This window comes from Onishia taeanensis (assembly GCF_013349955.1).
In the GTDB taxonomy this organism is placed as follows: Bacteria; Pseudomonadota; Gammaproteobacteria; order Pseudomonadales; family Halomonadaceae; genus Onishia; species Onishia taeanensis_B.
In genome coordinates, this window is the sequence record NZ_JABVXC010000010.1 from 102,463 (window position 1) to 125,265 (window position 22,803).

The 22,803-nt window shown below is 60.7% G+C and carries 18 protein-coding genes and 4 tRNA genes; 7 read left to right on the forward strand and 15 right to left on the reverse strand.

The annotated features are described in order from the left end of the window. The 4 genes from pheA to HUS66_RS12410 all read right to left on the reverse strand — a co-directional run bounded on the left by pheA (position 1) and on the right by HUS66_RS12410 (position 6,247). Positions 1–1,092 carry a prephenate dehydratase gene (gene pheA / locus HUS66_RS12395; RefSeq protein ID WP_175071220.1) on the reverse strand — a complete coding sequence of 364 codons (1,092 nt, stop codon included), beginning with the start codon at positions 1,090–1,092 and terminating at the stop codon, positions 1–3. Positions 1,093–1,180: 88 nt separating this feature from the next. Next, positions 1,181–2,281 carry a 3-phosphoserine/phosphohydroxythreonine transaminase gene (serC, locus tag HUS66_RS12400; protein ID WP_175071221.1) on the reverse strand — a complete coding sequence of 367 codons (1,101 nt, stop codon included), beginning with the start codon at positions 2,279–2,281 and terminating at the stop codon, positions 1,181–1,183. A gap of 42 nt (positions 2,282–2,323) precedes the next feature. Continuing rightward, positions 2,324–5,059 (reverse strand): DNA gyrase subunit A, encoded by a 2,736-nt coding sequence (gyrA, locus tag HUS66_RS12405; protein ID WP_175071222.1) that lies wholly within the window; start codon positions 5,057–5,059, stop codon positions 2,324–2,326. A gap of 120 nt (positions 5,060–5,179) precedes the next feature. After that, positions 5,180–6,247: a CobW family GTP-binding protein gene (locus HUS66_RS12410; protein WP_282847287.1), complete on the reverse strand. Its 1,068-nt coding sequence runs from the start codon at positions 6,245–6,247 to the stop codon at positions 5,180–5,182. Between the two features lie 296 nt (positions 6,248–6,543). Here HUS66_RS12410 and HUS66_RS12415 point away from each other — a divergent pair, with 296 nt between their 5' ends. Further along, positions 6,544–7,677 (forward strand): histone deacetylase family protein, encoded by a 1,134-nt coding sequence (locus HUS66_RS12415; protein WP_282847289.1) that lies wholly within the window; start codon positions 6,544–6,546, stop codon positions 7,675–7,677. A gap of 124 nt (positions 7,678–7,801) precedes the next feature. Here HUS66_RS12415 and HUS66_RS12420 read toward each other — a convergent pair whose 3' ends face one another. The 10 genes from HUS66_RS12420 to HUS66_RS12465 all read right to left on the reverse strand — a co-directional run bounded on the left by HUS66_RS12420 (position 7,802) and on the right by HUS66_RS12465 (position 17,174). Continuing rightward, on the reverse strand, positions 7,802–9,622 hold the full coding sequence (locus HUS66_RS12420) for a SurA N-terminal domain-containing protein (RefSeq protein ID WP_175071224.1): 1,821 nt from the start codon (positions 9,620–9,622) through the stop codon (positions 7,802–7,804). Between the two features lie 288 nt (positions 9,623–9,910). Beyond that, positions 9,911–10,183: a nucleoid-associated protein HU-beta gene (hupB, locus tag HUS66_RS12425; protein ID WP_092528694.1), complete on the reverse strand. Its 273-nt coding sequence runs from the start codon at positions 10,181–10,183 to the stop codon at positions 9,911–9,913. Positions 10,184–10,359: 176 nt separating this feature from the next. Next, on the reverse strand, positions 10,360–12,768 hold the full coding sequence (gene lon, locus HUS66_RS12430) for an endopeptidase La (protein WP_175071225.1): 2,409 nt from the start codon (positions 12,766–12,768) through the stop codon (positions 10,360–10,362). Positions 12,769–12,913: 145 nt separating this feature from the next. Further along, the gene (clpX, locus tag HUS66_RS12435; protein ID WP_175071226.1) at positions 12,914–14,194 is read right to left on the reverse strand and encodes an ATP-dependent Clp protease ATP-binding subunit ClpX; all 1,281 of its coding nucleotides are present in this window, start codon (positions 14,192–14,194) and stop codon (positions 12,914–12,916) included. A 77-nt stretch (positions 14,195–14,271) separates the two neighbouring features. Beyond that, positions 14,272–14,892: an ATP-dependent Clp endopeptidase proteolytic subunit ClpP gene (clpP, locus tag HUS66_RS12440; RefSeq protein ID WP_175071227.1), complete on the reverse strand. Its 621-nt coding sequence runs from the start codon at positions 14,890–14,892 to the stop codon at positions 14,272–14,274. 119 nt (positions 14,893–15,011) lie between these two features. Then, positions 15,012–16,358: a trigger factor gene (gene tig / locus HUS66_RS12445; protein ID WP_175071228.1), complete on the reverse strand. Its 1,347-nt coding sequence runs from the start codon at positions 16,356–16,358 to the stop codon at positions 15,012–15,014. A gap of 354 nt (positions 16,359–16,712) precedes the next feature. Beyond that, positions 16,713–16,787: transfer RNA gene (locus tag HUS66_RS12450), tRNA-His, on the reverse strand. Positions 16,788–16,819: 32 nt separating this feature from the next. Beyond that, positions 16,820–16,894: transfer RNA gene (locus HUS66_RS12455), tRNA-His, on the reverse strand. 55 nt (positions 16,895–16,949) lie between these two features. Then, positions 16,950–17,026: transfer RNA gene (locus HUS66_RS12460), tRNA-Arg, on the reverse strand. Between the two features lie 71 nt (positions 17,027–17,097). Further along, positions 17,098–17,174 (reverse strand) — tRNA-Pro (locus HUS66_RS12465). Between the two features lie 220 nt (positions 17,175–17,394). On the opposite strand from HUS66_RS12465, the gene folD reads away from it, so the two are divergent. From folD to HUS66_RS12495, 6 genes are all read left to right on the forward strand, one after another. Then, entirely contained in the window at positions 17,395–18,261 is an 867-nt protein-coding gene (gene folD, locus HUS66_RS12470) for a bifunctional methylenetetrahydrofolate dehydrogenase/methenyltetrahydrofolate cyclohydrolase FolD (RefSeq protein WP_175071229.1), read from the forward strand. A gap of 119 nt (positions 18,262–18,380) precedes the next feature. Beyond that, positions 18,381–18,848 carry an S-ribosylhomocysteine lyase gene (locus tag HUS66_RS12475; protein WP_175071230.1) on the forward strand — a complete coding sequence of 156 codons (468 nt, stop codon included), beginning with the start codon at positions 18,381–18,383 and terminating at the stop codon, positions 18,846–18,848. 25 nt (positions 18,849–18,873) lie between these two features. Then, positions 18,874–19,623, forward strand: a complete 750-nt coding sequence (mtnN, locus tag HUS66_RS12480; protein ID WP_175071231.1) for a 5'-methylthioadenosine/S-adenosylhomocysteine nucleosidase — start codon at positions 18,874–18,876, stop codon at positions 19,621–19,623. Between the two features lie 184 nt (positions 19,624–19,807). Next, positions 19,808–20,767: an alpha/beta hydrolase gene (locus HUS66_RS12485; RefSeq protein ID WP_175071232.1), complete on the forward strand. Its 960-nt coding sequence runs from the start codon at positions 19,808–19,810 to the stop codon at positions 20,765–20,767. An 11-nt stretch (positions 20,768–20,778) separates the two neighbouring features. Continuing rightward, on the forward strand, positions 20,779–21,822 hold the full coding sequence (locus tag HUS66_RS12490) for an asparaginase (RefSeq protein ID WP_175071233.1): 1,044 nt from the start codon (positions 20,779–20,781) through the stop codon (positions 21,820–21,822). A gap of 225 nt (positions 21,823–22,047) precedes the next feature. Continuing rightward, the gene (locus tag HUS66_RS12495) at positions 22,048–22,284 is read left to right on the forward strand and encodes a DUF2789 domain-containing protein (RefSeq protein WP_175071234.1); all 237 of its coding nucleotides are present in this window, start codon (positions 22,048–22,050) and stop codon (positions 22,282–22,284) included. A gap of 57 nt (positions 22,285–22,341) precedes the next feature. On the opposite strand, the gene HUS66_RS12500 is transcribed toward HUS66_RS12495, so the two are convergent. Next, complete coding sequence (locus HUS66_RS12500; protein WP_175071235.1) at positions 22,342–22,752, reverse strand: SRPBCC family protein; 411 nt, start codon at positions 22,750–22,752, stop codon at positions 22,342–22,344. Positions 22,753–22,803 lie beyond the last annotated feature (51 nt).

Here is a 22,803-nt window from a genome sequence, read left to right on the forward strand (position 1 = left end):
TCAGAGCACGCCCACCGGATAGGAGCCCAGCACCTTGAGCTCGGCACAGCGCAACCGCACTTCCTCGAGCACCGCCGCCACACGGGCATCATCGCGATGCCCGCTGAAGTCGATGAAGAAGACATAGTTCCAGACCCCACTGCGCGACGGCCGCGTCTCGAGGCGAGTCAGGTCAATCTGATGACGGTGGAAGGGTTCCAGCAGGTCATGCAGAGCGCCGGGCTGGTTGCGCATGGCGACCACAATGGACGTCTTGTCCTCACCCGAGGACGGTACGTCCTGATTACCGATGATCAGAAAACGAGTCGAGTTATCCGGACGGTCCTCGATGGTCTCGGCAATCTTCTCGAGTCCATACAGCTTGGCCGCCATGTCCCCGGCAATCGCCGCACTGTGCCACTCGGTCTTGACCAGCTTGGCCGCCTCGGCGTTGGATGAGACGGGAACCCGCTCAGCATGCGGATAATGGGCATCCAGCCATTTGCGACACTGAGCAAAGGACTGAGGATGCGAATAGACCCGCGAAACCTTGTCACGGCGCGTATTGCTCGACACCAACAGGTGATGGTGAATGCGCAGCACCACCTCGCCGCAGATCCGCATGGAGGAGTCCATGAAGGAATCGAGGGTGTGGTTGACCACGCCTTCGGTGGAATTTTCCACCGGCACCACGCCGTAATTGACGGCACCTGCCTCGACCTCCCGGAATACCTCATCGATGGCGGCCATCGGCAAACTGACCGCGCTCTCACCGAAGTGCTTGAGGGCCGCCTGCTGGGTGAAGGTACCTTCGGGCCCCAGATAGGCCACCTTGACCGGCTTCTCGAGTGCTAGACAGGCCGACATGATCTCGCGAAACAGCCGCGCCATTTCTTCGGCATCCAGAGGCCCCTGGTTGAGGGCCATGATGCGCCTGAGCACCTGGGCCTCACGCTCGGGCCGATAGAAGACCGCATCCGGGTCGGAGTCGGTCTTTACCTTGGCCACCTGACCCGCGCACTGGGCGCGCTCGCTGATCAGGCGAAGGATCTCACCATCCAGGCCATCGATACGCTGACGCAGCGCATCGAGATCGATGGGGGTGTCACTCATTCGATTTCCCCTACACTAAACCCCTGATTCGACAATGGTACGGCCAGCACCGAGCGCCAATGGCCCGGCCTTGCCGTCCGCTGCGACGCTAGCCGCGCCGACGCTCGAAGTCGGCCATGAATTCCACCAGGGTATCGACCCCGGCCTCGGGCACCGCGTTGTAGAGGCTCGCACGCATGCCCCCCACGCTGCGGTGACCCTTGAGATTGAGCAAGCCAGCCTCTTCGGACTCGGCCAGGAAGGCCTTGTCGAGACGCTCATCGGCCAGCACGAAAGGCACATTCATGCGCGAACGATTGGCCACCGCGATGGGATTGGAATACATATCGCTCTGGTCGATGGCGGCATACAGCTTGGCGGCCTTGCGATCGTTGAGGGCATTCATCGCCTCAAGACCGCCGATCTCGTGTTTCAGCCACTGGAACACCAGACCCGCCAAGTACCAGCTATAGGTAGGCGGCGTGTTATACATCGAGCCATGCTCGGCCATGACCTTATAATTGAACATGGTCGGTGTTTCGGGGCGCGCACGGTCAAGCAGATCATCGCGTACGATCGCCAGCGTCAGGCCGGCCGGGCCGATGTTTTTCTGGGCCCCGGCGTAGATCACGCCAAACCGCGAGACGTCCAGCGGACCGGAGAGAATCGACGAGGACATGTCGCAGACCACCGGCACCTCACTGCCATCGGCCAGGCGCCCCTCGGGCACATAGTCGAACTCGAGGCCGCCGATGGTCTCGTTGCTCGTATAGTGCAGGTAGGCAGCATCGCTGGACAGCGCAATATCCGTCTGGCGCGGCACGGCAATGAGGCCGTTGGCCTCGCTGGACGCCGCCACATGGGCGCCGCCCAGGTGACGCGCTTCGGCAATGGCTTTCTTGCCCCAGATACCGGTATAGAGGTAGTTGGGCGTGCCGCCTTGGCCAAGCAAGTTGTAGGGCAACATCGCAAACTGCATCGAGGCTCCGCCCTGCAGGAACAGCACCCGATAGTTATCGGGCACGACCAGCAGCTCGCGCAGATCCGCCTCGGCCTGCTCGGCGATGGCAACGAACTCGGCGCTACGGTGACTCATCTCCATCACCGAGAGGCCTCGCCCCTGGTAATCGAGCAGCTCTTCCCGGGCCTGTTCCAGAACGGCGGCCGGCAGCGCCGCCGGTCCCGCACAAAAATTATAATGACGTGTCATCAGCGTTGTATTCCAGAATGATGGTGTCTCGGCTAACGGCGCTCAGTGATCGCCTTCCGGCGCATCGCTGTCAGGCCCCTCTGCGGAGGCTGCGTTTGAGGCATCGTCGGCACCCGTCTCAAGCGTTTCGCCAGCAGCTCCGTCAAGTGTCTCACCGCCAGGCGCCTCTTCCTCCGGCTCGTCGATGCGCACCGTCTTGACCAGCGCTTCGCCCTCGCCCAGGCGGATCAGCATCACGCCCTGGGTGTTGCGCGACGTCGTGGAAACCTCCTCGACGCGGGTACGCACCAGCGTGCCCTTGTCGGTGATCAGCATCATCTCGTCGGCAGAGTAGACCTGCATCGCCGCGACCAGGTCGCCGTTGCGCTGGCTGGTCTGCATCGCGATCACCCCCTGGCCTCCGCGCCCACGCAGCGGAAACTCCTCTAGGCGGGTACGCTTGCCATAGCCACGCTCGGAGGCGGTCAGGATGTAGATCTGCCCATCATTGGCCGCCACGTCCGTCGGGGCCTCAGCATCGTTTTCGGCATCGTCTTCGACATCGACCTGCTGGGACTGCGGAATGATCAGGCTGATCACCCGCGCGCCATCCTGCAGCCGCATGCCGCGCACGCCGCGAGCGGTACGCCCCATGGCGCGCACATGGGATTCCTCGAAGCGGATCGCCTTGCCGTTGGAAGACAGCAGCATGGCGTGGTCCGAGCCGGAGGTAATAGCAGCACCAATCAGCTGGTCATCCTCGTCGATATCAATGGCGATAAGGCCAACGCTACGCGGACGCGAGAACTGATCGAGGCTGGTACGCTTGACCGTACCCTTGGCGGTAGCGAAGAAGATGAAGCTGTCTTCGCGATACTCGCGCACCGGCAGCATGGCACTCACCGCTTCGCCCTCGTCCAGCGGCAGCAGGTTGACCAGCGGCTTGCCCCTGGAGCCGCGGCTGGCATTGGGCATCTCGTAGACCTTGAGCCAGTAGACCTTGCCCTTGTTGGTGAACAGCAGCACGGTGTCGTGGGTCGAAGCCACCAGCAGGTGTTCGATGACGTCTTCATCTTTCATCGCCGTCGCCGACTTGCCGCGCCCACCGCGGCGCTGCGCCTGGTAGTCGGAAAGGGGCTGCGTCTTGGCATAGCCGCTACGAGAAATGGTCACCACCATGTCTTCTTCGGCGATCAGGTCTTCGATATGCAGGTCGAGATGACTGATCTGGACCTCAGTGCGGCGCACATCGCCATACTGATCGCGGATGGCTTCGAGCTCTTCGCGAATCACCTCGAGCAGGCGGTCGGCAGAGGCCAGAATGGCAGTCAGCTCGGCGATTTTCTCGAGAATACCCAGATACTCGTTGAGCAGCTTCTCGGTCTCGAGACCGGTCAGACGATGCAGACGCAGCTCGAGAATAGCCTGAGCCTGGGCCGGCGAGAGGCGATATTGCTGGCTTGCCTCGTCGAGACCGAAGCCCTCTTCCAGATCCTCGGGCTTGCAGGAGGTCGCTCCGGCGCGCTCCAGCATGCCGGTCACCTGCCCCGGCTGCCAGCTACGGGCCAGCAGTTGGTCCTTGGCTTCCGCAGCCGACGGCGAGGCCTTGATCAGCTCGATCACCTCGTCGATGTTGGAGATCGCGACCGCCAGGCCCTCAAGAATATGGCCACGTTCACGCGCCTTGCGCAGCTCAAAGAGCGTCCGGCGGGTGACGACTTCGCGACGGTGACGAATGAAGGCCTCAAGCATCTCCTTGAGGTTCAGCGTCTTCGGCTGGCCGTCGGACAATGCCACCATGTTGATGCCGAAAACGTTCTGCAGCTGCGTCTGGGCGAAGAGGTTATTGACCACCACCTCGCCGCTCTCGCCACGTTTGACCTCGATCACGACGCGCAGGCCGTCCTTGTCGGACTCATCGCGTAGCTCGGCGATGCCGTCGATCCTTTTATCCTTGACCAGTTCGGCGATCTTTTCGATCAAACGCGCCTTGTTTACCTGGTACGGCAACTCGTTGACGATGATGTGGTCTCGGCCGGTCTTGTCATCATGCTCGATGGTATGACGCGCGCGCACATAGATGCGGCCACGGCCGGTACGGTAGGCATCGAGAATCCCGGCCTTACCGTTGATGATGCCGCCGGTGGGGAAGTCGGGGGCCTGGATGTATTCCATCAGGTCATCGATCGACAGCGTATGGTCGTCGATCAACGCCAGGCAGCCGCTGATCACCTCGCTCATATTGTGCGGCGGGATGTTGGTAGCCATACCCACGGCAATGCCGGAGCTACCATTGATCAGCAGGTTGGGAACCTTGGTCGGCAGCACCTCGGGGATGCGTTCGGTGCCGTCGTAGTTATCGACCCAGTCGACGGTATCTTTCTCGAGGTCGGCCAACAACTCATGGGAGAGCTTGGCCATGCGTACCTCGGTATAACGCATGGCGGCGGCGTTATCACCGTCGATGGAACCGAAGTTACCCTGGCCGTCGACCAGCACGTGGCGCATCGAGAAATCCTGCGCCATACGTACGATGGTGTCGTACACCGCACTGTCACCATGCGGGTGATACTTACCGATGACGTCACCCACCACACGGGCCGACTTCTTGTAGGGTTTGTTCCAGTCGTTGTTCAATTCGTGCATGGCGAACAGCACACGCCGGTGCACCGGCTTGAGGCCATCACGTACGTCGGGCAGCGCCCGGCCGATGATCACGCTCATGGCGTAATCGAGATACGACTGCTTGAGTTCGTCCTCGATGTTGACTGGCAGAATCTCTCTGGCGATGTCACCCATGGGTCGTCAAATCCTTTGCACTGCGACTGTTTGGCGCTACGGGAGGCTGGCAAGGCTAGCTTCGTGATAGCAATGCGAAATTGTACCACTCACCGCCCCTTAAAGGCAGCGTCAGCGCCCCTAGCGGAGCGAGTTCGGCGCTGAGTATCCCGCTTCTCGACAGGCCAGCAGGCTCGCTTCCAGCAACACTGGTTCAGGCACGCCTTGGCTGCCCGCCTCCATGATCAACTCGAGACGCGAATCCCGCCTCCAGCTGGCTGCCGTCAACGTCACCCGCCCCGCGGCCCGGTTGTAGCATTTCCAGCCTGATTCGGTGTGTACCACCGCCTTGATGCGCAGCGCCGCAGGCAACGACGCCAGCAGCTGCGCCAACGCATCCAACGAAAACACCTCGCTTGCATGAAAGCGCCACCCCAGGCTGCGAAAGCCGAGCGATCCACCCTCGTCGCATACCGGCACGCCAGGAGCGGGCTCACGATAGGCGAACGTATCCAGCATGACCGCAGCCTGTCCATCATGAGCGCCGGAGTGCACCCCCGCTCGGGACGGTATCGAGGCGCTCTTGGCTTGATGTTCAGAAGCCCCCGCCGAGTCATCCTTATGAACCGGCTGGCCGAGCAAACGCGACACCGACAGCTGCCCGTGTGGCGCCGCCTCGATCCAGCGCTTGGCAGGCCATAGATCGGCAAGATACGCCTGGGCTTGCTGGTACTGCCGATCCGAAGCCAGATCGGTCATGGTAAGCGCCACGCCATCAGCCATCGCCAGCTGATCGCGAAAGGTGTCGTGCTCGCGTGAACGCGGATCATCGAGCCGGCGTGGATCCAGCAGCGCAATGATATCGCGCACTTCCAGCACCTCGGCGAAGGCCTCACTGCGCAGCAAGTCCAACAGGCCCGCGGGGTGGCCGAGTCCCGAAGGTTCGATGATCAGCCGATCAGGACGATGGCGATGCAGCAGATTCACCAGCGACGCCTGCAGCACGAAGGCCAACTGGCAACACAGACAGCCGCCCGGCAATCCTTTGACCACCACATCTTCACGCTCTTCGAACATGGCCTGATCGATACCGACCTGACCGAACTCGTTGATCACCACGACCCAGCGCTCATCGGCAGGCTTGTGGGCCAGCAGGTGGCGAATCAGCGTGCTCTTGCCACTGCCGAGAAACCCGGTAATCACATGCACGGGAATACCCGCGAGCGGCGTGCTTGAGCGAGCAGCGGGTGAACGAGAAACGGATGAAGGCGATGGAGAAGGCACGGGCACGAGTCCTCGATGACGTTGGTAGACATGTAGCAAGCACGGAAACGTTACTTTATAACATTTTTGCCCGCTTCATCAGATCGCATCCCTCTTGATGACTGACAAGCCCTGCCCAGCAGACACGCCGAATTGCCTGAGACGCAAGAGAGGACGACACTGAAGCAAGCAGCCCTCCCGGCGCCCGGGGCGGGCACTATCTAACATGACGGAGATTGCTCGTGATCGGCGACCGCTCAGTGCTGGTGATCAATGACGACCGCATGCTTAATCATCAACCCGATATCCAGGATCCTTTCTTGCCAGGGCGCCTGGATCGCCGAGTCAGGGAGATACTCAATGGCTTGGCGATTCAATGGAAGTACCCCGAGCACCCCGGCCGGATAACGGCCATCATGGAGCGCCTTGATGCCGAGCCCATTCCGGGCCTGAGGTTCGAGACCGCAGCGCCGGCCACTCTCGAGCAACTGGGGCGCGTACACACCAGTGCCCACCTGAGGGAAATCGAGCGCATGCGCGGCAAGCATGCCTGGCTCGATGTCGACACCACTGCCGTATCACCGGGCAGCATCGAAGCCGCCGAGGTCGCCGCCGGCGCCGCTGTAGCGGCAGTGGAAGCCGTCTGTAAGGGTCGAGCCCAAAGCGCCTTTGCACTCTGCCGCCCACCAGGACATCACGCCGAACCGGCCCGCTCCCGAGGCTTCTGTTTCTTCAACAACGTAGCGGTCGCCGCCGCCCATGCTCAGCATGAGCTGGGAATTGAGCGTGTCCTGATCGTCGACTGGGATGCCCATCATGGCAATGGTACGCAAGACATTTTCTGGGCATCGCCAGACGTCATGCTGTTCGATACCCATCGCGCGGCGCCCTTTTACCCGGGGTCGGGCCAACTGGAAGAGGTGGGCGCCGGCCTCGGCGAAGGCACCACCGTCAATGTGCCACTTCCCGGTGGTGCGGGCGACAAAGCCATCTTGCGTGCCTTTCGCGACATCCTGGTGCCTGCCGCTGCCTGGTTCCAGCCGGACCTGATCCTGGTCTCGGCCGGCTTCGATGCGCATCGCCTCGACCTGTGCCTGAACGTGAGCTACGAGGGCTTTGCCGCCATGACCGAGATCGTTCGATCACTGGCCGATCAACACTGCGAAGGCAGGCTCGCACTGGTACTCGAAGGCGGCTATCACCTGGAGTCTCTGTCTCAGGGCGTCCATACCGTGCTGCAGGTCCTAGCCGGTGGCGAAGCCCCCACTCCCGAGGAAATTGGCCTGGCCGAGGTGGCGGCCGCCAGCGACTTCCATAAAACGGCGTTTACTTCCGACTCGCCATTGACCGAAGCCCAACCACCGACCGAGCACTGACGAGTCACTAAAACATCAACGCATGCAGCCAACAAAAGCCAAGCCCACAAAAAAACGCGACCCCAGCGGGTCGCGTTTTTACATGCGCGGATAAGCGCCGGGTCATGCTATCCGGCAACCCGAACTATAGGCGCTCGATCTCGGCATCGTTGCGCAGCTGCTCGAGCAGCCCGCTGACCGCAGCCTGCGCGCGCAGGCGCTCGACCAGCTGAGCCACTCGAGACTCGGTCGCACCGGACGCCTCGCCCTCTTGCACGGCATCCAAGGCCACCAGCGCCACACCGTTCTGGACGGCAGTCTGGCCATACACCGGCGCTTCACCTTCCGGATTCGGCAACCGGAAGGCCAGCGCGTTCACCGCCGCGGGCACATCGCCGCCATTCTGACGTGTAGCAGACTCGACCTGCTGCCAGTCGGCGACTTGTGCCGAGCCATCACTCAGCGCAGCCACACGCTCCTTGGCAAGCGACGTCAGCGCCTGCTGCACCTTGAGCCTCTCGACCGCAGCAGACACGCGCTCGCGCACCTCATCAAGGGCCAGCGTGGTCGCCGGACGATGGTCGCGCACACGCAGCACTAAACGGCGGTCCTCATCCAGCTCAATCACCTCACTATTGAAGCCTTCCTCGAGCACGTCCTGCGTGAATGCGGCATCCATTACCCCAGGCTCGGCCAGCACACCTTCGGCGCCGTCGGCCGACACCCAGTCGCTGGTCTGGAGCTCGACACCAACATCCGAGGCGATACTCGCCAGGTCATCGGCAGCGAAGCTTTCATCAATCAGCTGCTGGACACGCTCATTGAAAAGGTCATCCACGTCGGCAAGCGCTGCCTGGTCGCGCAACTCACCACGCAGATCCTCGAAGGACGGAATCTCGATCTCAGTGACCTTGAGCAGGTGCAGTCCGTTGTCGGTTTCGACGATATCCGACACCTGCCCCTGGTCCAGAGAATACACGGCATTCTCGAAGGCTTCGCCGAAGAAGCCGCGGCTAATCACGCCCAGATCGCCGCCGCTATCACTAGTCGACGTATCATCCGACACCTCTTGGGCAAGCGAGGCGAAGGATTCACCGGCGGCCAGACGTTCCTCGACCTTCTCGAGACGTGCAACCGCCTCTTCTCGACTGCGCTGATCGCCAAAGGTCAGCATGATATGCGAGACACGACGCTCGGCTTCACTGGCTCGCTCAGCATAGAGCGAGCGCAACTGCGCCTCGTCCACCTCGACCTGATCGGCCAACTCACTACGATCGAGCACCAGGTAGGCCAGCTTCACCTGCTCCGGACGCTGGTAATCATCACGGTGATCCTGGTAATAGGCCTCCAGGTCCGCCTCGCTGACTTGCGGCGCCTCAGCTAGGTCCGAGGCATCGAGCTGCTGGTAGCGATAGCGCCGCGTCTGGTTTTGCAGAGCCGCCAGTTGCTGCTGCTCGTCATCGAGCATGAACTCGCTAGCGGAAAGCCCCTGCTGCAGCTGCTGGCGCTGCATGTCATCACGCAGCTGCGCCCGAAACGCCAGCGGTGTATAGCCGGCGCTGGCCAGACGGTTCTTGAACAACTCCCGGGAGAAGTTGCCCTCCTGGTCCTGGAACTCAGGCAACGTCACGATCAGGTTATCGAGCTGACTCTCGGAGAGATGCAGGCCGCCCTTCTCTGCGTATTGATCCAGCAATGAGGTACGGATCAGTTGATCGAGCACCTGCCCACGCAGCTGACGCTCCTGCTCTGGCGGCACCTGACCGCTGCGGATCGCGCGCTGCACCTCCATTTCGACCTGCTGGCGGGTGATCGACTGCCCATTGACGGTGGCGACATCATCCCCCCCGGATGACAGCAGGCCGACCAGAGAGTCGACCCCGAAAAGGGCCATGGTCGCGATCACCGCACCGATGATGATCTTGGCGCCCCAGCTGGTGGAGCGGTCCCGAATACGTTGCAGCATTACTGGCCTCGGCTGGAGATTGGCAGAAAAAACGTTTCATTATAGGCGCCTGGTACGGGCCTGGGGCAACCGTGACTCAGAGACTTTGCATCAAGCGCTATCGACACAGTGCCATGACTCAAGTGCCATGACTCAATGCCATAAGTGCTGCCTCGAGCGTCATGTGTCAGGGGCGGCGCCTCAGCGCTGCGTCCAGGACACCACGGGAATCGCGCCCAATAAAAAGGCGCACCGCTGAGCGATGCGCCATACAGAGGACCGTCAGTCCGCCAGGCAAAGCCCAGCGTCTCAGTTGACGGAATCCTTGAGCGCCTTGCCTGCCTTGAAGCTAGGCACCTTGGCGGCACTGATTTCGATCGGCTGACCGGTCTGCGGGTTACGGCCGGTGCGCGCAGCACGTTCCTTGATGGAGAAAGTGCCAAACCCTACCAGAGAGACGGAATCACCCTGCTTCAGGCTTTCAGTGACGCTATCGACCATGGCGTCGAGCGCACGGCTTGCAGCCGCCTTGGGAATATCGGCAGACGCGGCAATGGCTTCGATCAGCTCGGATTTGTTCACACTTCACCCCTTGACTGTTTCAGAAATTACTGGAAATCGGCGCTATCTTGAGGCGACTTAAACGATCACAGCAAAGCGTAATTTATAGCAATGCCGCAAAAGATCGTCAAGCAACTATTGGTCCCAAGCCCCACCATGCCAAGGTTTCGTCCTTGGCATGGGGATAAAAATCGCCACTAGTGAGTGCTGATCACCGTCTGAGAAGAAGCAGAATCATCCGGACGATTTTCATCAGATTCGAGGGTAGACTTTTCGGCGAGAGCAACCTCTAGCACCTCATCGATCCAACGCACAGGACGAATATCCAATGCTTCCTTGATATTGTCCGGCACTTCTTTGAGGTCTCGACGATTTTCCTCGGGAATTAGCACGGTCTTTATACCACCGCGCCTAGCGGCCAGCAATTTCTCCTTGAGGCCGCCGATCGGCATTACCTCGCCGCGCAGATTGACCTCGCCGGTCATTGCCACGTCGCAACGGACCGCGCGTCCGGTGAAGGCAGAAACCATGGCAGTGACCATGGCGATGCCGGCACTGGGACCATCCTTCGGCGTAGCCCCCTCGGGCACGTGGATATGCAGGTCTTCCTTCTCGAAGCGCTCGGAATCGATGCCCAGCGCCTTGGCCCGAGCACGCACCACGGTCTGCGCGGCACTCACCGACTCCTTCATCACATCACCGAGAGAGCCGGTCTTGTTGATCCGGCCCTTGCCCGGAGTCAGCACGGACTCGATGGTCAGCAGCTCACCACCCACCGATGTCCAGGCAAGCCCAGTGACGCGCCCGACCTGATCTTCCTGGTCGGCGAGCCCATAGCTGAAGCGACGCACACCGGCGTGGCGCTCGATGCCTTCAGCACCAAGCTGCTGGGGTGCCTGAGCGCCTTCTTTGCCCTGCGCCTCGATACGTTCACGCAACACCTTGCGACAGACCTTGGCGACCTGACGCTCCAGCTCGCGCACGCCCGCCTCTCGGGTGTAGTAGCGAATCAACTCCAGCACCGCATCATCCCCGAAGGAAAGCTCGTCGTCCTTGAGGCCATTTGCCTTGAGCTGCTTGGGGATCAAATAACGCTTGGCGATCGCCAACTTCTCGTCTTCGGTGTAGCCCGGCAGACGAATGATCTCCATACGATCCATCAACGGGCCCGGAATATTCATCGAGTTGGCCGTGCAGATGAACATGGTTTCGGACAGATCGTAATCAAGCTCGAGGTAGTGATCGCTGAACTTGTCGTTCTGCTCCGGATCCAGCACCTCGAGCAATGCAGACGACGGGTCACCACGATGGTCCATGCCGATCTTGTCGACTTCATCGAGCAGGAATAGCGGGTTCTTGACCCCAGCCTTGCTCATCCGCTGTACCACCTTACCCGGCAGCGAGCCGATATAGGTACGGCGGTGGCCGCGGATTTCGGATTCGTCACGCACACCACCCAACGCCAGTCGCACGTACTTCCGGTTGGTCGCTCGAGCAATCGACTGCCCCAGAGAGGTCTTGCCTACGCCGGGCGGCCCCACCAAGCATAGCACCGGGCCCTTGAGCTTCTTGACACGTTTCTGCACGGCCAGGTACTCGAGAATACGTTCCTTGACCTCCTCGAGCCCGTAGTGGTCTTCGTCGAGGACCTTCTGGGCCCGCAGCAGGTCATGCTTGACCCGGGTGCGCTTCTTCCAGGGTACCGCGATCAGCCAGTCGAGATAGGAACGCACCACCGTCGCCTCGGCAGAGGTCGGCCCCATCATCTTAAGCTTGCCAAGCTCCTGGGTGGCTTTCTCGCGCGCCTCGTCGGGCATGCCGGATTCTTCGATCGCCTGCTCGTACTTCTCGGCCTCATTGGGCACGTTGTCGAGCTCGCCCATCTCTTTCTGGATGGCCTTCATCTGCTCGTTGAGATAGTACTCGCGCTGCGACTTCTCCATCTGGTCCTTGACCCGCGACCGGATGCGCTTCTCGACCTGCAGCAGATCGATTTCAGACTCGATCAGCGCCATCAGATGCTCGATACGATCGCGCACCCGGTCCATTTCCAGGAGCTGCTGCTTGTCGCCAATCTTCAGCGACAGATGGGCACAGATGGTATCGACCAACCGACTGGGGTCTTCGATCCCGGACAGAGAGTTGAGCACCTCATTGGGGACCTTCTTGGACAGTTTGACGTACTGCTCGAACTGATTGAGCAGCACGCGCACCAGCGACTCCTGCTCTCGCTCGGTGAGCGGCTCGCTTTCGCGCAGGGTCACCTCGGCGCGGCTATAACCCTCGTCGACCACGGTGATATCACCGACATCGGCGCGAGCGGCGCCTTCGATCAACACCTTCACGGTGCCATCGGGCAACTTCAGCAGCTGCATGATCTCGGCGACGGTACCCACCGCGAACAGATCGCTGGTATCGGGCTCGTCCTGACCGGCTTCACGTTGGGCGACGAGCAGGATGCGCTTGTCGGCGGCCATGGCCGCCTCAAGCGCCTGAATGGACTTCTCTCGCCCCACGAACAGCGGAATCACCATCTGCGGGTAAACCACCACATCGCGAAGCGGCAATAGGGGCAGACTCTGGGTCTGTTCGGCGTTCTGCTGCATCGCAGACGTTCCTCAATGCTCGAATGATTGAACAGGTGATGGGGGCAACGGGCGCTCTTTACAAGCGCGGCGGCGGGCCACCAGGACAAAAGAGCGCGAAAAAAAGGGGCCGCAGATGCGGCCCCTGCTCCGGAGGGGAACGGCCTTAGCCGTCTTTGCCCGCCACCTTGCTGTCTTCCTGCTGGGAGTAGATCAGCAGCGGCTCGCTCTCACCGCGAATCACGGAGTCGTCGATCACCACCTTGGTGACACCCTCAAGCGACGGAATCTCGTACATGGTATCGAGCAGCACCGCCTCGAGGATCGAGCGCAGTCCGCGTGCACCGGTCTTGCGAGCCATGGCTTTTTCGGCAACGGCACGCAGCGCCTCTTCACGGAAGTCGAGCTCCACACCTTCCATCTCGAACAGCTTGACGTACTGCTTGACAAGCGAGTTCTTGGGCTCGGTGAGGATCTGGATCAAGGCATCTTCCGAGAGCTCGGTGAGTGTCGCGATGACCGGCAGGCGACCCACGAACTCGGGAATCAGGCCAAACTTGACCAGATCATCGGGCTCGACGTCGAGCAATACATCACCCACACCCTTGCTCTCGTCCTTGCTCTTGACCTCGGCATTGAAGCCAATACCACCCTTCTCGGCGCGCTCTCGGATAACCTTGTCCAGACCGGCGAAAGCACCGCCGACGATGAACAGGATGTTACCCGTATCGACCTGCAAGAATTCCTGCTGCGGGTGCTTGCGCCCTCCCTGGGGCGGCACCGAGGCCGTGGTGCCTTCGATCAGCTTGAGCAGCGCCTGCTGAACGCCCTCGCCCGAGACATCCCGAGTGATCGAGGGGTTATCCGACTTGCGGGAGATCTTGTCGATCTCGTCGATGTAGACAATGCCTTTCTGCGCCTTGTCGACATCGTAGTCACACTTCTGCAGCAGCTTCTGGATGATGTTCTCGACATCTTCACCGACATAGCCCGCCTCGGTGAGGGTCGTGGCATCGGCGATGGTGAAGGGAACATTGAGCAAGCGCGCCAGCGTCTCGGCAAGCAATGTCTTGCCGCTGCCGGTCGGACCGATCAGGAGGATATTGGACTTGCCAAGCTCCACTTCCTCGCTCTTCACTTCGGCACGCAGACGCTTGTAATGATTGTAAACCGCCACAGACAGCACCATCTTGGCGCGGTCTTGACCGATCACGTAATCATCGAGGGTGTGCCGAATCTCACGCGGTGCCGGCAGGCGATCTTCATCGCTTTCGGCATCGGCCTCGAGGACCTCCTCGCGGATGATGTCGTTACACAGGTCGACGCACTCATCGCAGATATAGACGGACGGGCCAGCGATCAGCTTGCGAACTTCGTTCTGGTTCTTGCCACAAAACGAGCAGTACAGCAGCTTGCCGCTCTCGTCCTTACCTTTGCCGTCGGCCATTTGCGTACCTCTCTACGGACGGCGGCCTTAAGGGCCGCCGGAGTTGCATATCGTGGCTGGAGATGACGTCCACGCTATCAGGATGCCGGGCGTTTCTCCAGCATGGCATCGATCAGACCGTATTCTGTCGCCTGGGCACCATTCATGAAGTTATCACGGTCGGTGTCCTTGGCAATGGTCTCGATATCCTGGCCGGTATGGTCGGCAAGGATCTGGTTAAGACGCTGACGGATACTGAGAATTTCCTTGGTGTGGATCTCGATATCCGTGGCCTGACCCTGGTAACCGCCCAGCGGCTGGTGGATCATCATGCGTGAATTCGGCAGGCAATAACGCTTGCCCGCGGCGCCGCCGGTCAGCAGCAGCGCCCCCATGCTCGCCGCTTGACCGATGCAGACGGTGGAAACGTCCGGCTTGATGAACTGCATGGTGTCATAAATCGACATGCCCGCCGTGACAGAACCACCCGGCGAGTTGATGTACAGATGAATGTCCTTGTCCGGATTCTCGGACTCCAGGAACAAAAGCTGCGCCACCACCAGGTTGGCCGTGTAGTCTTCCACCGGCCCCACTAGGAAGATCACACGCTCCTTGAGCAGGCGCGAGTAGATGTCGTAGGAGCGCTCACCGCGTGCGCTCTGCTCGACCACCATCGGCACCAGGCCGCCAGCGTTTTGAATATCGAACTCGTTGCCCATTGTGTGACGTCCTTCATCCGATGACTGGATTACGACCCCGCCTATGCGGCGTCATGGAGACAGTAAAGCATGCTTGGCAGCCCGACCGAAGCCAGGCTGCCAACGAATGCCGTCGTCGATCACGCCTTGGCGTCGTTGTCTTCTTCCTCGGCCGCTTCAGCTTGCTGCTGGGCCGCCTGCAGAGCCTGCTCGTAGGACATCTCGACATCCTTCACAGTGGCCTGCTCAAGCAGAACCGCCACGGCCTTCTCTTCCAGAATCGACGACTTCAGCTGATTCTTGAGCTGGTCGTTGCTCATGTAGTAATCGATGACCTGCTGCGGATCCTGGTACTGCTGAGACAGCTCCTCGACCTTGGCCTTGATCTCGTCGTCAGACGCATCGGCTTCGTGGACCTTGATGACTTCTGCCAGCAGCAGGCCGACCTGAACACGGCTCTTGGCCTGCTCGGCGAACAGCTCGTTGGGAAGCTGGGAGACATCGAAATCTTCACCCAGACCGAACTGCTGAGCGGCCTGACGCTTGAGAGCGTCGGTTTCCTGCTGAACCAGGGCCTGCGGCGCCGGAATGTCGTTGGCCTTCTTCAACGCATCCAGAACCTGCTGCTTGACGCGGTTGTCGACGGCCTGAGCGGCTTCGCGAGTCATGTTCTTCTTGATCTCGGCGCGGAAGGTATCGACATCGCCGCCTTCAACACCGAACTGCTGGATGAAGGCTTCGTCAATCGCCGGCAGCTCTTGGCCACTGACTTTATGGACCTTGACCTTGAAGGTCGCTTCCTGACCGGCCAGGTTCTCGGCCTGATAATCTTCCGGGAAGGTCACCTTGATCTCGGTCTCGTCACCGGCCTTGGCACCAATCAGCTGCTCTTCGAAGCCAGGAATGAAGCTGCCGGAACCGATCACCAAGTCATGGTTCTCGGCACTGCCGCCTTCGAACGGCTCGTCGCCCAGGAAGCCCTGGAAGTCGAGAGTGACCTGATCGCCGTCTTCGGCGGCACGATCGACCTCGGCCCAGGAGGCATTCTGCTTGCGCAGCGTCTCGATCATCTGCTCGACGTCGGCATCTGTCACCTCGACCACCGGACGCTCGACTTCGGCGCCTTCGATGCTCGCCAGCTCGACTTCCGGATAAATCTCCAGCGTGGCGACGAACTCGAGATCCTGACCGCTTTCATTGACGGTCGGCTCGATCTGCGGGTAACCCGCCGGGTTGAGGTTTTCCTGAGTAATCGCCTGAACGTAACGCTCACGCATCACCTCGCCCACCACTTCATTGCGCGCATCTTGCCCATAGCGCTGGCGGACCACGGCCATCGGCACCTTGCCGGGGCGGAAGCCATTCAGGCGAGCGTTCTTGGCGGTGTCCTTGAGGCGAGCCTCGACGGCCTGGTCGATCTCAGCCGCTGGCACTTGAACCTTGACGCGACGTTCGATCTGGGAGGTCGTTTCGACGGAAACTTGCATGAATAGTCCTCTACCACTGGGGCGTTCGAAAAAGCGTTGAATGGTCAAAGGGGATCAATTCTAAGAACCCCGATGCACGCTGGCAAGCGCGATGCCATGACTATGGGGGCGCTGTTGCCTGTTACAAGGGGGATTGCGGCAAAAACCTTGGACTCAGGGCATTGAAAACAACACCCCTGACACCTTGCGGATATGGCGCCCAAGACGCGACGCCCCGGGCACGACACCTTTGGCGCGCAACCAGACACATGAAAATCAGATATACGAAAAAGACTCGTGACCGCTGGTCGCGAACCTGGATATAGGAAGACCCTGCATATGCAGAGATTAAGGCACTTCAGAAGGGATGGGTAATGGGGTGGATGATGGGGATCGAACCCACGACAGCCGGAACCACAATCCGGGGCTCTACCACTGAGCTACATCCACCATTACCAAAAACACACTGCAACTGATCGATATGGGGTGGATGATGGGGATCGAACCCACGACAGCCGGAACCACAATCCGGGGCTCTACCACTGAGCTACATCCACCATATCGACTTGCTTTACAGACACTCGCCTTGCTGCCGACCACCCGACTTTCCAGTGGCGCGCCCAGCAGGACTCGAACCTGCAACCTACGGCTTAGAAGGCCGTTGCTCTATCCGATTGAGCTATGAGCGCATTCTAAAGCCTCTAGACTCTTGCCTGCAACCCTTGCCAAGACCTTTATATAAAAAAATCAAAAGGTTACGTGGTCGGGATGGAGGGATTCGAACCCCCGACATCCTGCTCCCAAAGCAGGCGCGCTACCAGGCTGCGCTACATCCCGTCGGCATCGAGCTGCACAACATTGACGCGAAAACTGCCGCCTCAATGCGGAGCGTATTTTACGCATCCTTGCCCGTTGGTCAAGCCCTTAGCGCACACTCTCGCACGAGCATGCTTTGACTCGAGGCCAGCTCATGCGAAAATCTACGCTCTCAATCTTTCGTCGCCCGCTGCGGGCCTCCCCCTCCGGCCCGCCGACTTAACTTATTTAGGAAACGCCGATGACCGCCCAACTGATCGATGGCAAGGCCATTGCCGCTCATGTTCGTCAACAGGTTGCCCGCCAGGTAGCGGCCCGTCACGAATCCGGCGCACGCAGTCCAGGCTTGGCCGTGGTCCTGGTCGGTGAAGACGCGGCATCCGAAGTCTATGTCCGCAACAAGCATCGCGCATGCGAAGAAGCCGGCATTATCTCTTTCCGCCACCAGCTGCCCGCAGACACCCGCCAAGCCGATCTGGAGGCACTGGTCGACGAGCTGAATGACGATGAGCGCGTTGACGGCATCCTGGTACAGCTGCCGCTGCCCGAGCACCTGGACCCGCGCCCTATTCTCGAGCGCATTCATCCCGACAAGGATGTCGACGGCTTTCACCCCTACAACCTCGGTCGCCTAGCTCAGCGCCTTCCGCTGTTGCGCCCCTGCACACCCAAGGGAGTCATGACGCTGCTGCAGGAATCTGGCCTCAACGTTCGCGGACTGGACGCCACCATTGTTGGTGCCTCGAACATCGTCGGCCGACCGATGTCCCTGGAGCTGATGCTGGCCGGCTGCACGACGACCGTCTGTCACCGTTTTACCCGGGACCTGGAGGCTCAGGTGCGCCGCGCCGACCTCTTGGTGGTAGCCGTCGGCAAGCCGGGACTGGTCAAGGGCGAGTGGGTGAAGGAAGGCGCCATCGTCATCGACGTGGGCATTAACCGCAATGATGATGGCAAGCTGATCGGTGATGTGGAGTTTGCCCCGGCCGCCGAACGCGCCAGCTACATTACGCCAGTCCCTGGTGGTGTCGGCCCGATGACAGTCGCCTCACTGCTCGAGAACACCCTGTACGCCGCTGAACTCCACGATCCCATCACGGCCGAATGACAGGCAGCGGCCCTGAGTAGGCGCCAGCCGACTCATTGCGTTAGAATCTCCTTTTTTCGCCCTAGGTGGATCGTCACCGGGGGAATGGCTAATCAACTTGCTAGACGAGGTCAGGTGACATGAGCGACCAGAAGATGAACGTCGAAAGCTTCAATCTCGACCACACCAAGGTCAAAGCGCCCTACGTCCGCCTGGCCGGCGTAACCGTCGGCCTGCATGGCGACGAGATCTACAAGTACGACATGCGCATCTGCCAGCCGAACCAGAACCACATGGACATGCCGGGGCTGCACTCTCTGGAACATCTAATGGCAGAAATGTCGCGCAACCACACCGACAAGGTCGTCGACATCAGCCCGATGGGCTGTCAGACCGGTTTCTACTGGGCGATGATCAACCACGACGACTACGACGGCATTCTCACGCTGATCGAAAAGACTCTCGAAGACGTGCTCGAGGCCAAGGAAGTGCCGGCCTGCAACGAAATGCAGTGTGGCTGGGCCGCCAGCCACAGCCTCGAAGGCGCCAAAGAGATCGCCCGCGGCTTCCTCGCCAAGCGCGATGAATGGCAGCTTATTTTTGAATGATCCGCTGACCAAGGGCGACACACGCATGAACAAGATTGGCATCATCGGCGCCATGGCCGAAGAGGTAGCCCTGCTGACCTCTCATATGGAAGATCGGCGCACTCGTGAGCATGTCGGCTGCACCTTCCACACCGGACGTTTGCAAGGCGTTGAGGTGGTGATCCTGCAGTCAGGCATCGGCAAGGTGAATGCGGCGGTAGGCACCACCCTGCTGCTCGACGTTTACAAGCCCGACGCAGTCATCAATACCGGCTCCGCCGGTGGCTTTGGCGAAGACCTCGCCGTAGGCGATGTGGTGATTTCCTCCGAGGTACGCCATCACGATGTGGATGCCGTGATCTTCGGCTATGAACATGGTCAAGTCCCGCAGATGCCGGCCGCCTATCTTCCCGATAGCCGGCTGGTCGCGATCGCCAGGGAGTGTGTCGAATCCCTGGGCGAACTGAGGGTCGTCGAAGGGCTGATCGCGACCGGCGACATCTTCATGTCCTGCCCGGACGCGGTATCACGTACCCGAGGTCGCTTTCCGACCATGCTCGCCGCCGAGATGGAGGCAGCGGCCATCGCCCAGACCTGCCATCTCTATGGATGCCCCTTCGTGGTCATTCGTGCCCTGTCAGACATTGCAGGCCAGGAGTCCAATATCTCCTTCAAGGCGTTCATCGACCAGGCCGCCGAGCACTCGGCAAAGATGGTCGAAGCCATGGTCGCCCGCCTGGGCCCGCTTGACAGCATCACGCAGAAAACCCAAGAAAGCGCCCTGACGGATGCCTGAAGCCGTCTTTCACGGCCCCGCCCGAGACAGTCTTTGCGGAATAGTCTTTGCGGAATAATCTTTTCGGAATAGTGCATCGCTTCACGAAGAAGGCGCCAAGCAGGCGTCTTTTTTGCTCATCTCTGTACAATATCGATACAAGGGTTTTACATTAGGCTCATTTCATCACTTGCGGAGCCCCGCCATGCACGCCGCCTCCCGGCTATCGCGCCGCCTGGCCACCACACTCCTGTTGCTACTGCATTCATTGCTGATGGCTGGCTGCACGGCCTATCCGCTGGGCCTCGACGAGACACCCGCCGCCATCGATACCCGTCGCCTCGAGGCCGCGACCTACACGCCAAAGAGCTGGCCAGAGCCCTTACAGGCGGATGTTCACCTGCCGGTCACTGCGAATGGCACCAGCCTCAGGCCCGCCGCCCTGGTCGTTCATGGCGGGGGCTGGCAGCGTCGCGAACGGGCCGACATGGACGCCATTGCCGAGCGCCTCGCTCAGCGTGGCTACGTGGCCATCAACATCGACTACCGATTTGCACCAACCTACCGCTTCCCAGCGCAGCTTCATGACCTGCAACAGGCGATGCACTGGATCAATGACCAGGCCGAGCGCTGGCGTATCGATACCGACCGCATCATTGGCGTCGGCTACTCCTCCGGTGCGCACCTCATCAGCCTGCTAGCCGTAATGAATAGCGACAACCCACTCGACAGTCCCTTTGGTGGCCCCGACACAAGGCTTGCTGGCGTGTTGGCCGGCGGCACGCCGACCGACCTTCTGCGGTTCGACGACGGCCGACTGCTCACCGACTTCATCGGTGGCACTCAGGCCGAGTATCCGGATCGCTATCGCCAAGCATCACCGCTACACCAGCTTGGCGATAGCGCCCCACCCTTCTTCCTCTTTCATGGCAATCTCGACGGCCTAGTGCCGATTGAGCAAGCCGAGGTCTTCCATGCGGCCCTGAACGACCGCGGCATTGCCAATACGTTGTATCGACTAACGTTACGCGGCCACTACACCACCTTCCTCACGGCCGGCCCAGCCATCGAGACAGGGCTTGATTTCCTCGACCGCCAACTGGCGCCGCCCCCGATCACAGCACAGTCTGCATCGGGTATCATGGCTATTCCCCCTAACCGCTGACAGGAGCCCCCATGCACGAGCCCCGTTCCCCCCTCTTGATCCTCTATACGGGCGGCACTCTCGGCATGGTCGAGACCCCTCAAGGCCTCGCTCCAGGCGGCAACTTCGAGCCTCGTCTTCGCGATGCGCTGAGCACACTGCACCCAGCCCGGCGCGCCAGCCTGCCGGACTTCGACTTTATCGCCATGCCATCGCCCATCGACTCGAGCAGCGCAACGCCTGCCGACTGGCAGGCGCTCGCTGCCTTGATCGATGATCACCAGCAAGCCTATTCCGGCATCGTCATCCTGCACGGTACCGATACGCTTAGCTGGACCGCCAGCAGCCTGGCCTTCCAATTGCAGGGCATCGACAAGCCAGTGGTGGTGACCGGTGCGATGCACCCACTGGAAGCCGAGGCTAGCGATGCGCTCGCCAACGTTGAGGGCGCCCTGCGCTTTGCCGCTCAGCCGGCGCTCCAGGAAGTCGCGCTCTACTTCGCCGGACGCCTGCTGCGCGGCGTGCGCGCCCGCAAGTGGCAAACGCAAGCAGAAGACGCCTTCATCAGCCCCAACTATCCGTTGCTCGGCGAACTGGTCGACGGTGCCCCGGTACTCTATCCCGGCCGCGGACTTGCCGACCACCAGCGCGGCGCCCAGCGTTTCGAGCTAGCGGACTATCACACCCTAGGCCCCTCGCCAGTGGTAAGAGTCACCTTATGGCCAGGCATCACCGCACGACAACTCGGCACGATGCTGCTCGATGACGCCGTCAGCGGTGCCCTGCTGGAAGTCTGGGGGGGAGGCAATATTGCCGCAGACCCAGCGTTCATCGAAGTGCTCGCCCAGGCCCGGGGTGAAGGCAAGCTGGTCGCCGCCATCAGCCAGTGCCCGCAGGGCCGAATCGAGATCGGCTCCTATGCGGCCGGCCAAGGCCTCAAGGATTCAGAGGTACTCTCAGGCGATGACATGACACCCGAGGCCGCCATGACCAAGCTGATTCACCTATTGGCCCAGCCGCTCAGCGATACGGATCGACGTCGGCACTTCCTGACCAACCTTGTCGGCGAACGCTGAGCCAAGGGGCGCCCCCTTGAATGGGCTCGCCCACCTCAGGCATAAACAGGTGGCACCGGAGAGAAAGTCTGGCAGGCTGAGAGATAGACGTCACACAGGCAAAAGCATAGACACTCGGTATCACGCCGAATGGCAGGATCTTCGAGTTTAGCAGTCCTTAGGACCCACGATCCTGAAGGCATGGGATCACCGACACAGTCTTGACCCGTCACAAGGAGCATCAACATGGAACATGGCGCACACCCCTTCAGTGAACTATTCGAGCAGCTCGGCCTGCCCGCCGATGACGCCTCCATCCAGGCCTTTATCGAGCGTCATGCGCCACTTCCCGACGACGTCGAGCTGGCCGAAGCCCCCTTCTGGAATCGCTCGCAGGCGGAGCTGGTTCGTAGCGCCCTTGAAGAAGACGCCGACTGGGCAGAGGTGGTCGATCAGTTGAATGCGGCGCTGCGCGGGAATTGAGAAAAGCTCGTCGGTCTTGACGAATCACTATCTCAACTTCCTCAACTCCCTCAACTTCTACAGCCGCGCCTCCACGCGTTCGAGGATCTGTCGGCTGACCCTACCCACCAGCGGGCGGGCCGCCTTGTTGACGGCCCGCTCCACTAGGCGGTTCTTGATCACGTAATCGAGGGTGAGGGAGACATGCGTACCCTCAGGCACTGGCGTCAATCGATAACAGCCCTGATTCTTCACCCCGTCGATGGATTCCCAGGCCAAACGCTCCGGCGAACGGGATTCCGTAATCGCCACGTCGAAGGTCCAGTCGACGCCCACCGCCCGGACATGCCAGCGGTAGCGATCATCGCCGAGGGGCTCGATGGACTCGATCAGATCGGAATACTCGGCGAAGTCCTCGACTCTTTTGAGTAGCTCGAAGACCCGCTCCGGCGTCGCCGGCAATGTCGCGCTGTGTTCGATGGTGGCCATAGTCGAGTTCCGGTTGCTGGTGCGCAGATATGCCGAGGGTAACCAGCTCGT

Coding starts and splice junctions, on each gene's coding strand:
- pheA (WP_175071220.1), bottom strand. CDS start 1,092: ATGAGTGACACCCCCATCGATCTCGATGCGCTGCGTCAGCGTATCGAT.
- serC (WP_175071221.1), bottom strand. CDS start 2,281: ATGACACGTCATTATAATTTTTGTGCGGGACCGGCGGCGCTGCCGGCC.
- gyrA (WP_175071222.1), bottom strand. CDS start 5,059: ATGGGTGACATCGCCAGAGAGATTCTGCCAGTCAACATCGAGGACGAA.
- HUS66_RS12420 (WP_175071224.1), bottom strand. CDS start 9,622: ATGCTGCAACGTATTCGGGACCGCTCCACCAGCTGGGGCGCCAAGATC.
- lon (WP_175071225.1), bottom strand. CDS start 12,768: ATGCAGCAGAACGCCGAACAGACCCAGAGTCTGCCCCTATTGCCGCTT.
- clpX (WP_175071226.1), bottom strand. CDS start 14,194: ATGGCCGACGGCAAAGGTAAGGACGAGAGCGGCAAGCTGCTGTACTGC.
- clpP (WP_175071227.1), bottom strand. CDS start 14,892: ATGGGCAACGAGTTCGATATTCAAAACGCTGGCGGCCTGGTGCCGATG.
- tig (WP_175071228.1), bottom strand. CDS start 16,358: ATGCAAGTTTCCGTCGAAACGACCTCCCAGATCGAACGTCGCGTCAAG.
- folD (WP_175071229.1), top strand. CDS start 17,395: ATGACCGCCCAACTGATCGATGGCAAGGCCATTGCCGCTCATGTTCGT.
- HUS66_RS12475 (WP_175071230.1), top strand. CDS start 18,381: ATGAGCGACCAGAAGATGAACGTCGAAAGCTTCAATCTCGACCACACC.
- mtnN (WP_175071231.1), top strand. CDS start 18,874: ATGAACAAGATTGGCATCATCGGCGCCATGGCCGAAGAGGTAGCCCTG.
- HUS66_RS12485 (WP_175071232.1), top strand. CDS start 19,808: ATGCACGCCGCCTCCCGGCTATCGCGCCGCCTGGCCACCACACTCCTG.
- HUS66_RS12490 (WP_175071233.1), top strand. CDS start 20,779: ATGCACGAGCCCCGTTCCCCCCTCTTGATCCTCTATACGGGCGGCACT.
- HUS66_RS12495 (WP_175071234.1), top strand. CDS start 22,048: ATGGAACATGGCGCACACCCCTTCAGTGAACTATTCGAGCAGCTCGGC.
- HUS66_RS12500 (WP_175071235.1), bottom strand. CDS start 22,752: ATGGCCACCATCGAACACAGCGCGACATTGCCGGCGACGCCGGAGCGG.